This window comes from Afipia sp. P52-10 (genome assembly GCF_000516555.1).
GTDB lineage: Bacteria > Pseudomonadota > Alphaproteobacteria > Rhizobiales > Xanthobacteraceae > P52-10.
On record NZ_AZSJ01000003.1, the window covers coordinates 887,882 to 901,798 of the forward strand.

Consider the following 13,917-nt stretch of genomic DNA (forward strand, 5'->3'; position numbering starts at 1 on the left):
CGGGGTTTAAAGCGATGAATTACGAGAGCTTTTTCACCAAGGCGCTGGCCCGCTTGCACGACGAGCGGCGGTATCGCGTCTTCGCCGATCTCGAGCGGATCGCCGGCCGCTTCCCGCATGCCTACTGGCATTCGCCGCAGGGCAAGCGCGACGTGGTGATCTGGTGCTCGAACGATTACCTCGGCATGGGCCAGCACCCGAAAGTGGTCGGCGCGATGGTGGAAACCGCCACCCGCATCGGCACCGGCGCTGGCGGCACCCGCAATATCGCCGGCACCAACCACCCGCTGGTGCAGCTCGAGGCGGAACTCGCCGACCTCCACGGCAAGCAGGCGGCGCTCCTGTTCACCTCCGGTTACGTCTCCAACCAGACCGGCATCGCCACCATCGCCCAGCTGCTGCCGAACTGCCTGATCCTGTCGGACGCGCTGAACCACAACTCGATGATCGAAGGGATCCGCCAGTCCGGCTGCGAGTACCAGATCTTCCGCCACAACGACGCGGCACATCTGGAAGAGCTGCTGCGCGCCGCCGGTCCCGACCGCGCCAAGCTGATCGTCTGCGAAAGCCTCTACTCGATGGATGGCGACGTGGCGCCGCTGGCGCAGTTCTGCGACCTCGCCGAGCGCTACGGCGCGATGACCTATCTCGATGAAGTGCACGCGGTCGGCATGTACGGCCCGCGCGGCGGCGGCATCGCCGAGCGCGACGGCGTCATGCAGCGCATCGACGTGATCGAAGGCACGCTGGCGAAGGCGTTTGGCTGCGTCGGCGGTTACATCACCGCCAAGGCCGACGTGATCGACGCGGTGCGCTCCTACGCGCCGGGCTTCATCTTCACCACCGCGCTGCCGCCGCCGGTCTGCGCCGCCGCCACCGCAGCGATCCAGCACCTGAAGGCCTCCAACTGGGAGCGCGAGCGGCACCAGGACCGTGCCGCGCGGTTGAAGGCGGTGCTCGGCGCCGCCGGTCTGCCGGTGATGACCAACGACACCCACATCGTGCCGGTATTCGTCGGCAATGCCGAACTCTGCAAGCAGGCGAGCGACCTGCTGCTGGAACAGCACGGCATCTACATCCAGCCGATCAACTATCCGACCGTCGCTCGCGGCACCGAACGGCTGCGCATCACGCCGTCGCCCTATCACGATGACGGGCTGATCGATGCGCTGGCCGAGGCGCTGGTGGACGTGTGGGAGAAGCTCGGCCTGCCGCTGCACGCCAAGCCGCTCGCCGCCGAGTAATTCCAGAACGACTTCGGCCGAACAGAGCTGAACAAAAAACGGCGGCGATCGCATCGCCGCCGTTTTGCGTCACCGCTGAGGGCATCAATCAGCGGCGACCATATCCTCCGGTGCGCTCTGGCCGCGGGTCTTCGGCCCCGCATTCATCAGCACGATCCGCATCAGGTCGGCGGCATTCTTGGCGCCGAGCTTGTCCATGATGCGCGCGCGGTGAACCTCGATCGTGCGCGGCGAGATGCCGAGACGGCGGCCCGCTTCCTTGTTGGAAGCGCCCTTGGCGATCAGCGACAGCACATCCCGCTCGCGCGCGGTCAACAGCCGCGCTTCAGCGAATTGCGGAATGCCATCGACCCGGCCGCAGTCGCGCGCGGTCTGGGCCGCCACCGCGGCGCGGATGCGCTCGATCATCATGCCCGCTGCGAACGGCTTCTCGATGAAATCGTAGGCACCGGTCTTCATCGCTTCGACCGCCATCGCGATATCGGAGCGGCCGGACATCATGAACACCGGCGCCTCGAAGTGGCGCGCTTTCAGGATGCGCAGAACCTCCAGACCGGAATACCCGGGCATCTGCACGTCCATCACCACGCAAAGCGGATTTTCGTGGTCCAGCGCCTCCAGAAACGACTCGGCGTCCCGAAACACCCGGCACCCGAACCCTTCGACGCCCAGCAGCAGCTTCAGGGCGTCGCAGACCGAGCTGTCATCGTCGACGATGAAAATCTCGCGAGCCGGACCCGGCTGAAACGAACTTCGACCAATATGCTCCATGCCACCATCTCCGATAGCAGAACTGGAACCACCACACGCTATACGTGTGTAGCCGATTCGAGGCGGTTAGAACATCATCGCTTGCGTCCGTACGAATACGCATCCGGCGACGGGTTCCCGCCCGGCCACCCAGCCCTCCCCCCGACGAGAATCCAATCGCCGGCCGGCGCGCCGGGGGCTAACGTCACCGGAACGGGCGGGACAACGCTCCCGCCGCCTTGTTGAGTGTGATCTTTCCGGAACGCCGCTGCGCCTTTTCCGGATCGTGCGCGTTGGGAGACACTGCGGCCAATGCTGCCAAACTGGGTCGTGATCGTCGCCGCCTTCGGCTACATCGGCCTGCTGTTCGCGATCGCCAGCTATGGCGACCGCGTCTCCGGCGAGCCGCGCGGCCGCGCCGGCGTGCTGATCTACCCGCTGTCGCTGGCGATCTACTGCACCTCCTGGACCTTCTTCGGCTCGGTTGGCTTTGCAACCCGCACGAGCATCGAGTTCCTGGCGATCTATGTCGGCCCGGTGCTGATGGTCGGCCTCTGCACGCCGCTGCTGATGCGGGTGGTGCATCTCGCCAAGGCCCACAACATTACCTCCATCGCCGACTTCATCGCCGCGCGTTACGGCAAGAGCCAGGCGGTGGCGGCGACGGTCGCGATCATCGCCCTGATCGGCTCGGTCCCCTACATCGCGCTGCAACTCAAGGCTGTCGCCTCCTCGCTGGAGACGGTGCTCGGCGCCGGCCAGCTCCCGGCCACCACGGTCCAGCCCGTGATCGGCGACGTGGCGCTGATCGTCACCTTCGCGATGGCGATGTTCGCGGTGCTGTTCGGCACCCGCCATATCGACGCGACCGAACACCAGAACGGCCTGATCCTGGCGATCGCCACCGAGTCGATCGTCAAGCTGTTCGCGTTCCTGTCGGCCGGCATCTTCGTCACCTTCTGGATGTTCTCGCCGGCCGAGCTGTGGCAGCGCGCGAGCGAGAGCATCGAGGCGAAGCGGGCCATCGACTATGCCCCTTCCTGGGGCAACTTCGCGGTGATGACGCTGCTGTCGTTCTTCGCCATCACCCTGCTGCCGCGGCAGTTTCATGTCAGCGTGGTGGAGAACACCTCCGACGTCGAAGTGCGCCGGGCGCGCTGGCTGTTCCCGCTCTACCTGATTGCGATCAACCTGTTCGTGATCCCGATCGCGCTGGCGGGCCTCGTCACCTTCCCGTTCGGCGCGGTCGACAGTGACATGTACGTGCTGGCGCTGCCGCTGGCCGGCGGCTCACCGATGCTCACCGTCGCCGTGTTCATCGGCGGCCTGTCGGCGGCAACGGCCATGGTGATCGTCGAGTGCGTGGCGCTGGCGATCATGGTGTCGAACCACATCGTCATGCCGCTGGTGTTGCAACGAACCGCGGCCTCCCCCGCCGACACCCGCAACGTCGGCACGCTGCTCTTAAAGATCCGCCGCGTGGCGATCTTCGGCATCCTGCTGCTGGGCTACTTCTACTACCGCCAATCCGGCAGCGCCCAGCTCGCCTCGATCGGCCTGCTCTCGTTCGCTGCCGTGGCGCAATTCGCCCCCGCCTTCTTCGGCGGCCTGTTCTGGCGCCGCGGCACCGCGCTCGGCGCGCTGAGCGGCATGATCATCGGCTTCCTGATCTGGGCCTACACTCTGTTTCTGCCGAGCTTCGCCGACGCCGCCCTGCTCGGCGCCGACGTGCTGAAGAACGGCCCGTTCGGCATCGTCGAGCTGCGGCCGCAGGCATTGTTCGGCCTCGACATGCCGCCGTTGATGCACGGCGTGATGTGGAGCCTCGCGCTCAACATCACCGCCTACGTGATCGTCTCGCTGGCGCGCAAGCAATCCTCGATCGAGCACCTGCAGGCGGACCTGTTCGTGCCGACCCGGCTTGCACCCGCCGCGCCGACCTTCCGCCGCTGGCGCACCACCGCAACGGTGGACGAGCTGATGAACACCGTCGGCCAGTATCTCGGTCCCGAACGCACCCGCACCTCGTTCGAAAGCTTCGCGGCGGCCAACCGCATCTCGCTCGAACGAGGGGCTGCGGCGGATTTCCAGTTGCTGCGCCACGCCGAGCATCTGATCGCCTCGGCGATCGGCGTCGCCTCGGCGCGGCTCGTCCTGTCGCTGTTGCTGCGCAAGCGCACGGTCTCCGGCAAGGCAGCGTTGAAGCTGCTCGACGACGCGCACGCGGCGCTGCACTACAACCAGGAAATCCTGCAGACCGCCCTGAACCACGTGCGCCAGGGCATCGCCGTGTTCAACCGCGAGCACCAATTGATCTGCTCCAACCGCCAGTTCGGCGAGATCCTCGAACTGCCGCCGCGGATCATGCATATCGGCGTGACGCTGGAAGAAATCCTCGACACCATCCGCCCGCGCGTGGCGCACGCCGACAGCGACGACGACTTCGTCAACCGGCGGCTGCTCGCCTACACCACCGAGGGCACGCCGCATCTGGAGCGCTTCCCGGAGCGCAACCTGGTGGTTGAGGTGCGCGCCAACCGCATGCCGGATGGCGTCGTCGTCACCTTCTCCGACATCACCCAGAGCGTGGAGGCGGCCGAGGCGCTGGAGCGCGCCAACGCGACGCTGGAGCGGCGCGTGCGCGAGCGCACCGAGGAGTTGACGCGGCTGAACTCGGCGCTGGCCAAGGCCAAGGGCGATGCCGAGGACGCCAACCTGTCGAAGACACGGTTTCTGGCGGCGGCGGGCCACGACCTACTGCAGCCGCTCAACGCCGCACGGCTGTATGTCACGAGCCTGGTGGAGCGACAGATCGGCGGCGAGGACGCGCGCCTGGTCGGCAACATCGACGGCTCGCTCGACCAGATCGAGCAGCTGCTCGGCGCGCTGCTCGACATCTCGCGGCTGGACGCAGGCGCGCTGAAGCCGTCGCCGACGAGCTTCCGCGTCTCCGATCTGCAGAATTCACTGAAGGTCGAGTTCGAGCCGCTGGCGCGCGAGAAGGGCCTCGATCTGACCTTCGTGATGTCGTCGCAGCCGATCCAGTCCGACAAGACCATGCTGCTGCGGCTGCTGCAGAACCTCGTCTCCAACGCGATCAAATACACGCCGACGGGCAAGGTGCTGGTCGGCTGCCGCCGCCGCGGCCGGTCGCTGCAGATCGACGTCTATGACACCGGCCTCGGCATTCCGGTGTCCAAGCGCAAGGAGATCTTCAAGGAGTTTCACCGGCTCGACCAGGGCGCGCGGATCGCGCGTGGGCTCGGTCTCGGCCTGTCGATCGTGCAGCGCATGGCGCGCGTACTCAACCACGGCCTCGCGCTGGATTCGAACCGCAGCGGCGGCTCGCACTTCTCCGTGACCGTGCCGGTCAGCGAGACCGCGATCAACCCGTCGGCGGTGACGCCGGCGATCAATGCCGCGCGCGCCTCGCTGCAGGGTGCGCTGATCGTCGTGATCGAGAACGAGCCGGCGATCCTCGACGGCATGCGCACCCTGATCACCGGCTGGGGCGCCGACATCGTCGCCGGACCCGATACGATCTCGGCGATGTTGGCGATCGAGCGCGACGGGCGTCGGCCGACCGGTCTCATCGTCGACTACCACCTCGATCGCGGCCACGGCATCGCCGCGATCGCCGACCTACGCAACCGCTACGGCGCCGACATTCCCGCTGTGCTGATCACCGCCGACCGCAGCCCGAAGGTGCGCGAGGCCGCGCGCGGCGAGCAGATCACGATGCTGAACAAGCCGGTGAAGCCGGCGGCGCTGCGCGCGATCATCGGCCAGTGGTGCAAGCAGCGCCTGATCGCGGCGGAGTGAATGTCGGTTGTGACGTCGAACGGCAGCGCTATCACGGCGCAGGAGAGATCATTTCGCAGAAGAGCCCCTTCAGGTCGCGAGCGCAGGGGCTATGGATTCCGGGCTCGTCGCTTCGCGACGCCCCGGAATGACGTGGGGTGATGTTTGTGCGCCACGCGCGAGCCCGGAATGACGCGTGGTGAGCTTTGAGCGCCACGCGCCTCATGGAGCGCGGCCATCCGATGACCAAGAGCGCTTCGCTTCATGGTTCGAGACGCATCGCTTCGCGATGCTCCTCACCATGAGGCGCTTCTTCTCATCCTGATCAGGATGAAGCGCGGGTGACGAGGCATATCGCCAACCTCTCCCGTCATTCCGGAAATCGCACAGCGGCTGTCCGGAATCCATAACTCCTGTGCTGATGGTACTTTCTGCACTCGTGACAAGACGTGCGTTACGGGAATGATCCCAAGCATCGCACGCGCAGTGTGCCTGAAGGCCGTGTGCGAACAGACCCATGCGCTTGTCGTCTCGTGAAGACCGGGGCTATGGATTCCGGGCTCGTCGCTTCGCGACGCCCGGAATGACGGCCGAGATACTATCAGCTCACCCGCGAGTCGTCGCGCCGCCACTGGTTGCCGGCGATGCGCGCGGCGACGATCACCGCCTGGGTGCGGCTCTCGACATTGAGCTTCTGCAGGATCGCCGAGACGTGCGCTTTGATGGTCGCCTCCGACACCTTCAGCTCGTAGGCGATCTGCTTGTTGAGCAGCCCCTCCGACAGCATCATCAGCACGCGCACCTGCTGCGGCGTCAGCGTCACCAGCCGGTCGCGCAGGCGCGCGGTGTCCGGATCGGCGGCGCCGGAAAGATCGACATCCGCCGGCACCCACACGTCGCCGGCGAGCACCTTGGTCAGCGCCTCGCGCAACGCTTCGACGCCGAAGCGCTTCGGGATGAAACCCGACGCGCCGAAGTCCATCGCCCGGCGGATCGTCTCGGCATCGTCGCTGGCCGAGACCACCACCACCGGCACCGCCGGATATTGGGTGCGCAGATAGATCAGCCCGGAGAAACCGCTGATCCCCGGCATCGACAGATCGAGCAGCACGAGATCGACGTCGCCGTCCTGCTCGAGTTGCTTGGTCAGCTCCTCGAACGACCCCGCTTCCTCGATTGACGCTGAGGGCACCACATGCGTCACCGTCCCGCGCAAGGCATCGCGGAACAGCGGGTGATCGTCGGCGATAATCAGACGGGTGCGGGAGGTCATCTGCCTTGCGGGTCTATTGAGCTGGAGCATGTTTCGATCGCGCCACTGCGTAAAATCAGCGGCAATTGTTCACTGCCCCTCGCCGTCTTGCAAGCTTTGCGCGCAGCGCGCCGGAAACTAAAGTAACCGGACAGCGGTTGCTGCACCGCAAAAACCTTTGCGCCGCTTGCGGCACCCCTCGTGGAGGCGGCGATCGCTCACGCCCGCACACCGAAAACCTGCATCACCACCTCGCGTCGGTGCGGCGCGGCGCGATGTTCGATCAGGTAGATGCCCTGCCAGGTGCCGAGCGCGAGTTCGCCGCCCGCCACCGGAATCTGCAGCGACGTCGCCGTCAGCATGGTGCGGATATGCGCCGGCATATCGTCCGGCCCCTCCATCTCATGCACCCAGCCGGCTCCCTGCGGCGCGAGCCGGTGCAGCGCCGTGGTGAGATCGGTCAGCACATCCGGATCGGCATTCTCCTGGATCGTCAGCGACGCCGAGGTATGCCGCACGAACAGCGTGACCAGGCCCGCCACCATGCCGCTGTCGGCGACGAAGGCGCGCACCTCGCGGGTGAAGTCGACGAAGCTCTCACCACGGGTCTCGATCGCCAGCGTCGCCGAGGCGAAACTGTCGATCCGGCCGCTCTGGACCGCCGTTCGGGAGAAGCGCTCAGATCTTGCCCGAGACATCCTTTTGCATCCGGTTCGCCATGTCGATCAGCCGCCGCCAAGCCCGTTCCAGAAACGCAAGCGCGCGATCGACGTCGCGATCGTCCGGCAGCTGCAGTTCGAGCTTGTTGGCTTTGTCGCCCTTGGCCGCTTCGCGTTGCGTCTCGCGCGCTACGCCCCGCTGCTGCGAATCCTCCTTCGCCAGCGGCGCATCGATCTTCGGTTCGGGGGCCGCCAGCGCGCGCTTGTCGAGCTCGCCCTGCAGCCGCATCCGCTCCGCATCGAGCCGTGCATGCGCCTCCTTCAGCGCGGCGATGTCGCGGTCGAACCGCGCCTGCTCGTCGGCAACCTTCTTCAGGCTGTCCTTCAGCGCCGTGTTCTCCTGCTGCAGCCGGCCGATCTCCGCGTCCAGCGCGGCGCGCTCGTCCGGCACCGCGTAGCAGGCCCAGCCGGTGATCCGGTTGTGGCAACTGGCGATGCGGCCGGTGCGGGTATCCAGCCGCAACACGCCATCCACCGTCTGCTGAAAACTGTAGCGGCCGTTCTCGCTGTCGGGTGTCGCCTGTGCGGCCACAGCACCGCCGGACCAAAGGCCAAGACACGCCAGCGGCCCGGCGAGCAGAGCCGCAGATCGCAAACGCATCAGCATCGCATCACCTCCGTCCGGCAACCGCTGCCGTTGGGCGCAGCGCGCGTCCTGCCATCGCAGCTCATATAGGCGCGGAAATGCCCGCCAGACAGAGACAAAACCGCCCGGCGAACCGCCGGTTCCCTCGTTCTCGCAGCCCCAACGCGCATGATCCGATCCGAAAGCCAGTGCCACTTTTCGCTGCGCGCCCTTGCGGGAGCGGGATCATGCTCTTTCACGCATGATCTGGTCCGAAAACCGGTACCCACTTTTCGGGATCATGCGATGGACCGGAACGGCTTGCGGCCGGAGGCGAGTGCGTCGGCGAGCAGCTCGATCCGATCCTGTCCCCAGAACACCTCGCCGTCGAGCACATAGCCCGGCGAGCCGAACACGTCGGCAGCGATCGCATCCTGGCGGTTCTGCTCGTAGGCCGCGGCAATCTCCGGCGCATCGGCCCGCCCGACCAGCGCGGCGCCCGGCAGTCCCACCTGATCGGCGAGCGCAATCACCGTATCCTTGTCGGCGATGTCGCGCTGGTCCTCCCAGATGCTCTTGAACGCGGCGCGCATGAACGGCTCCGGATCGTGCTTCGCCTCGATCGCCGCCAGCACCACGCCGTCGGCGAGCTTCGGATCGGCCGGCCAGTGCTTGGGCTGCAGGTGGAAGTCCAAGCCGCGCTTCTCGCGCCAGCGCTGCAGCTCCATCATCCGGTAGCGCTGCCGCGCCGGATGCCGCTTGGCGAGCGGCAGACCGCCGGTCTCCGCGAACAGCTCGCCCAGAAACACCGGCTTGTAGTTGACTGTGCAGCCGTGCTGCCGCGCGAGATCGCAAAACAGCCCATGGCCGATATAGGCCCATGGCGAAACCATCGAGAAATAGTAGTCGAGCTGACGTGCCATTGCCGTTCTTCAAACCCCTGCATTGAACCCTGCATGCATCCCAACAGAGCACCGCAGCCAGCGCAAGAACGGGCCGGGCGTGAAAACCCGCACATGCGCGCGAGAAAGCCAAAGAACGCTGTGACCAACCTTCGCAGGGGCCCCGCCCAACATGCAATTCATCCAGCAAAATCAGCTATTTGTTGTGCATTCAACGAATCTTGACTTGGCATGGCGCGATCAGTATGGTCCGCGCGGCTTTTGTGGGTGGCGGAGCTTTTTTCTTTTCTCGTCAAGGCTTTAGTTCGGGTGTCGATGACATGAAGGACACACGAGGCGAAGGACTTGGCAAAGATCAGACGAACGACCAACCGCCGTCTGACGAGGCCGCGCTCTCTGCAAGGCTGAACCGTCTCGGTCAGCGGCTCTCCACACTTCGGGGCGACCGCGAGCTTGAGGAACAGCGAGCCGGAAACGAGGAGCAAGCGACACGGGCCAAGGCCTCGGCCATGGCCATCGGGTTGCGTCTCTCGACCGAACTCGTTGCCGGGGTCCTCGTTGGGGCGCTTCTCGGTTGGGGTTTCGACCGTTTCCTGTCGACGTCTCCCTGGGGGCTCATGATCTTCCTGATGGTCGGCTTCGCCGCCGGCGTCATGAACGTGATGCGGTCCGCAGGTGTGATCGCAAGGCAGTCAGCGCGTCTGGATAACCGCAAGCCGGACTGACGACATTTGACCTGCCGGAATGCCGGCGCACGAGACGAGAACTGCAACGCGATGGCCGACCCGATTCACCAGTTCGAAATCCAGAAGCTGTTTTCGCTCGGCCATATCGGCGGGCACGAGATCGCCTTCACCAATTCCTCCGCCTACATGTTCGCCGCCGTCGGCCTCGTATCGCTGCTGATGATCGGCGGCAGCGCCGGCAAGCGGCTGATCCCGACCCGCTTCCAGTCGATGGCGGAACTGTCCTACGAATTCGTCGCCGACACCTTGCGCAGTAGCGCCGGCGAACACGGGATGAAGTTCTTCCCGCTGGTGTTCTCGCTGTTCATGTTCATCCTGACGGCGAACCTGATCGGCATCATTCCCTACACCTTCACCGTCACCAGCCACCTGATCGTCACCTTCGCCCTGGCGATGATCGTGTTCCTGACGATGGTGATCTACGGTTTCTACAAGAACGGCCTGAAATTCCTGAAGCTGTTCGTGCCGAGCGGCATCCCCTTCTACATCCTGCCGCTGATCGTGCTGATCGAGATCATCTCCTTCTTCTCGCGGCCGATTTCGCATTCGGTGCGTCTGTTCGCCAACATGCTGGCCGGCCACATCACCCTGAAGGTGTTCGCGAGCTTCGTCGCCACGCTGAGCGCGATGGGCATCGCCGGCGCGATCGGCTCGGTGCTGCCGCTGGCGCTGACCATCGCCATCACCCTGCTCGAAATCCTGGTGGCGTTCCTGCAGGCCTACGTGTTCGCGATGCTGACCTGCATCTACCTCAACGACGCCATTCACCCGGGCCACTAGGCGGTCCGGGCGCATTCCTTCACACACGTTTTCTGCAATCGACCCATCCAAACAGGAGCAAAAAATGGATCCAGTCGCAGCAAAGTACATCGGTGCCGGTATCGCGGCGATCGGCATGGGCGGCGCCGCCGTCGGCGTGGGCAACATCTTCAGCCAGTTCCTCAACGGCGCGCTGCGTAACCCATCGGCCGCGCAGAGCCAGTTCGCGAACCTGATCTTCGGCTTCGCCGTGACCGAAGCGCTCGGCATCTTCTCGCTGCTGATCGCGCTGCTGTTGCTGTTCGCCGTTTGATGATCTTGCCTCGCCTGGCCGCACGCGCGCGGCCAGGCGGCTCATTTTTTTAAGAAGGTGCGCCGATGGCGTTGATCAGTCCCGCGAATGCCGCGACGACTCCGTCTTCCGGGACCTCGCATGGTACCGAGGACGCCCATGGCAAGGGCGGTTTCCCGCCGTTCCAGTCCGAGACCTTCGCATCGCAGCTCGTCTCGTTCGCGATCGCGTTCATCCTGCTCTATGTGATCGTGTCGAAGTTCGCGCTGCCGCGCGTCGGCGGCATCATCGCCAACCGGCAGGGCACGATCGATGGCGACCTGGCGGAAGCGCAGCGGCTGAAGAGCGAATCCGATGCTGCGCTCAAGGCTTATGAGACCGAGCTGGCGACGGCCCGCGCCAACGCGCAGGCGATCGGCAGCGATATCCGGGACAAGCTGAGCAAGCAGGCCGACGAGGAGCGCAAGCAACTCGAAGACCGTCTTGCCGGAAAGCTCGCCGATGCGGAGAAGGCCATTGCCGCCACCCGCGCCACCGCGATGGGCAACGTCCGCTCGATCGCCTCGGATGCCGCCGCCGCGATCGTGCAGCGGCTCGCCGGCACCGCGCCGGACCCGAAGGCGGTGGACGCCGCCGTCGACGCGTCGCTGAAGGGATAGACCGATGTTCGAAGCTGAATTCTGGGTCGCCGCCGCATTCGTGCTGCTGCTCGCCGGTTTCGCCTATCTCGGCGTGCACAAGAAGCTCGCCGAGGCGCTCGACCATCGGGCCAGCCGCATCAAGAACGAACTCGACGATGCCCGCCGCTTGAAGGAAGAGGCGCAGGCGCTCGTCGCCGAGTATCGCGCCAAGCGCGAGAGCGCGGTGAAGGAAGCCGAGGAAATCGTCGCCAACGCCAAGGCGGAAGCCGAGCGCGTCGCCGCCGATGCCAAGACGCGGATGGAGGAGTTCGTCGCACGTCGCACGCAAATGGCGGAGACCAAGATCGCCCAGGCCGAAGCCCAGGCGCTCGCCGACGTTCGCGCCGCAGCCGCCGATGCCGCCGTTGCCGCCGCGTCCCGCATTCTGTCGGATACGGTCAAGGGCCAGACCGCCGATGCGCTGCTGGCGCAGGGGATCACCGAGGTCCGCCAGAAGCTCAACTGAGCCTGCAGGCGCTCACGCGTCGCGCGACGGATAACGAAACAAAAGGCCGGCCTTCGGGCCGGCTTTTTCTTTGCCTGGGAATGCGCGGCCCGACGGCGTGTGGATCAAGCGCGCCTGATCGATGCATGCCGCTCGCTTGCGGCGGCTTCGTTATGGCGCCGTGATCCAACGACATCTCAAGCGCGATGAGATTTGGATGAATCGTTCTCGCGCCTTAGCTCATTGTTCAAGCATGCTCTTTTCGGAAAACCGCTTCACACGTTTCCGGATCATGCTTTAGCGACGTGGTGACCGCGGCGCAGCCGGGACGCTGCCGTGCGCCAACCCATGCCCCGGCCGGTGTGGCGACAGACGCCGTTGGTCATCCCTGAGCCCATCAACGAGGGCAATGAGTTCCGGCTCGTTCGCCGGCACCGGACGTGGCGCCAGGGTCGCCGCCCGCAACAGGGCCTCCAGCTTCAGCACAAACATTTCCGCCAACATGACCGGAGCCCTCCTGATCACTTCTGGCCTATGCGAGCGGCTTCAAGGTTCATCTCGCACGGATGCTCCTCAGCCTCGCATACGCACTGAGATGGGCGGGCCGCGGTCGTCCTGCAATCCGGGTAAAGCCGTACGACGCGGCGGCGCCGCTCACCGCGCTTTAGATCGTGATTGTTTCAGACTGAAGTGGATCGCGTGCGCCCTCTTCCCAGCGGGAGAGGGTTGGGGTGAGGGGGATCGAGCCTCTCGGTCGTCTGTAACACCCTCACCCGGCGTTCCGCGCCGACCTCTCCCTTGAAGGAGAGGTGAAAACCGCGTCACCACATCGCTTCGATTTCAAACGATCCACGCGTTAGCGCGCGGCGCGGCCCTTCTTGCGCGGTTGCGCAGGCCGGGCCCCATCGGGATCAAAGCCGATATAAATGACGTAGGCGCCGAGCGCCTCGCTGGGCGGCGTCGGGAACGTCACGTCCTCGGCGACAAAGGAGAACGGCACGTTCTCCTGACCGCCGAGATCGACCGTGGTGTGATAGAGCTTGGTCGCGATGGTCTTCGGCTGTACGCCTTCCTGCACCACCGCCACGCGCAGCGGCACGTCCACCGATGCCGGCGCGCCGGCCGGGCCGACGATGATGCGGCCCTGGATGCCGACACGGGCGTTCACCTGGCCGTTGCCGACCACGGTGCAATCGCGCGCGTTGCGGCTGATGGTGCCCTGATAGCGCAGCTCGCTGTTGTCGGTGATCGTGTTGCCATGCAGGCCGATCTGTAGCGTCGAGGCGCCCTCACGGATGGCGACCGGCGGGCAATCCTGGAACGCTGCCCCCTGCACGCCACCGTCGCTGCCGCCGGCATTGCCGCCCCGGAACGGAGCCGGCGGTGTGCCGACAAGCTGGGCGTTGGAGCTCGCCGCCGGCGAGCCAGAGCCGAACAACTGGCTGAAACGATCGCCGACCGACGGTCCGCCACCGCCGCCGAAGCCGCCGCAATTGGCAAGCAGCAGCCCGGCCATCACCACGCAGAGCCCACCGCGCAGACGAGATACGCCTGCGCCGAACCGGCTCGAACACTCTTCGCGCTGCATGAAATAACCCCGGTTACCCACCGCCCGCCTTATAGCAAAGCAATAACGGCGAGCCAAAGGCAGGCGTTGTCCCGATCCGTACCATTCGGGTGCTCTTTGCGCATCGACCTGTCCGGACAGGCGCAAACGGCTCGGGCCGATGCGCTAAAGCATGATCCGGAAAAGTGTGAAGCG

At 65.5% G+C, this 13,917-nt stretch carries 13 protein-coding genes; 7 read left to right on the forward strand and 6 right to left on the reverse strand.

All coding sequences use genetic code 11. The features are described from left to right. The first annotated feature begins 14 nt into the window (after positions 1-14). Positions 15-1,244, forward strand: coding sequence for a 5-aminolevulinate synthase (gene hemA / locus X566_RS05525; protein ID WP_034464213.1), 1,230 nt, complete (start codon positions 15-17; stop codon positions 1,242-1,244). Positions 1,245-1,328: 84 nt separating this feature from the next. On the opposite strand, the gene X566_RS05530 is transcribed toward hemA, so the two are convergent. Continuing rightward, a complete protein-coding gene (locus X566_RS05530; protein WP_152539802.1) occupies positions 1,329-2,015 on the reverse strand; it encodes a response regulator transcription factor in 687 nt (228 codons plus the stop codon). 291 nt (positions 2,016-2,306) lie between these two features. Here X566_RS05530 and X566_RS05535 point away from each other — a divergent pair, with 291 nt between their 5' ends. After that, positions 2,307-5,816: a hybrid sensor histidine kinase/response regulator gene (locus X566_RS05535; protein ID WP_034464216.1), complete on the forward strand. Its 3,510-nt coding sequence runs from the start codon at positions 2,307-2,309 to the stop codon at positions 5,814-5,816. A gap of 580 nt (positions 5,817-6,396) precedes the next feature. Here X566_RS05535 and X566_RS05540 read toward each other — a convergent pair. The 4 genes from X566_RS05540 to X566_RS05555 all read right to left on the reverse strand — a co-directional run bounded on the left by X566_RS05540 (position 6,397) and on the right by X566_RS05555 (position 9,254). Beyond that, entirely contained in the window at positions 6,397-7,068 is a 672-nt protein-coding gene (locus X566_RS05540) for a response regulator transcription factor (protein ID WP_034464219.1), read from the reverse strand. 197 nt (positions 7,069-7,265) lie between these two features. Beyond that, complete coding sequence (locus X566_RS05545) at positions 7,266-7,745, reverse strand: secondary thiamine-phosphate synthase enzyme YjbQ (protein ID WP_034464222.1); 480 nt, start codon at positions 7,743-7,745, stop codon at positions 7,266-7,268. After that, complete coding sequence (locus tag X566_RS05550) at positions 7,726-8,373, reverse strand: hypothetical protein (protein ID WP_244434686.1); 648 nt, start codon at positions 8,371-8,373, stop codon at positions 7,726-7,728. Before X566_RS05550 ends, X566_RS05545 begins: the two co-directional genes overlap by 20 nt. A 257-nt stretch (positions 8,374-8,630) precedes the next feature. Next, positions 8,631-9,254 carry a 2-hydroxychromene-2-carboxylate isomerase gene (locus X566_RS05555; protein ID WP_034464224.1) on the reverse strand — a complete coding sequence of 208 codons (624 nt, stop codon included), beginning with the start codon at positions 9,252-9,254 and terminating at the stop codon, positions 8,631-8,633. A 299-nt stretch (positions 9,255-9,553) separates the two neighbouring features. Between X566_RS05555 and X566_RS05560 the strand changes: the two genes are divergently transcribed. From X566_RS05560 to X566_RS05580, 5 genes are all read left to right on the forward strand, one after another. Then, entirely contained in the window at positions 9,554-9,958 is a 405-nt protein-coding gene (locus X566_RS05560) for an AtpZ/AtpI family protein (RefSeq protein WP_034467985.1), read from the forward strand. Between the two features lie 51 nt (positions 9,959-10,009). Then, positions 10,010-10,759 carry a F0F1 ATP synthase subunit A gene (locus X566_RS05565; protein ID WP_034464226.1) on the forward strand — a complete coding sequence of 250 codons (750 nt, stop codon included), beginning with the start codon at positions 10,010-10,012 and terminating at the stop codon, positions 10,757-10,759. Positions 10,760-10,823: 64 nt separating this feature from the next. Beyond that, positions 10,824-11,051, forward strand: coding sequence for a F0F1 ATP synthase subunit C (locus X566_RS05570; RefSeq protein WP_034464228.1), 228 nt, complete (start codon positions 10,824-10,826; stop codon positions 11,049-11,051). A gap of 65 nt (positions 11,052-11,116) precedes the next feature. Further along, positions 11,117-11,689: an ATP synthase subunit B gene (locus tag X566_RS05575; RefSeq protein WP_051443894.1), complete on the forward strand. Its 573-nt coding sequence runs from the start codon at positions 11,117-11,119 to the stop codon at positions 11,687-11,689. A 4-nt stretch (positions 11,690-11,693) separates the two neighbouring features. Further along, positions 11,694-12,176 carry an ATP F0F1 synthase subunit B gene (locus X566_RS05580; RefSeq protein ID WP_034464231.1) on the forward strand — a complete coding sequence of 161 codons (483 nt, stop codon included), beginning with the start codon at positions 11,694-11,696 and terminating at the stop codon, positions 12,174-12,176. An 835-nt stretch (positions 12,177-13,011) separates the two neighbouring features. Here the strand turns inward: X566_RS05580 and X566_RS05590 are convergent. Beyond that, positions 13,012-13,743 (reverse strand): hypothetical protein, encoded by a 732-nt coding sequence (locus tag X566_RS05590; protein WP_244434687.1) that lies wholly within the window; start codon positions 13,741-13,743, stop codon positions 13,012-13,014. Positions 13,744-13,917 lie beyond the last annotated feature (174 nt).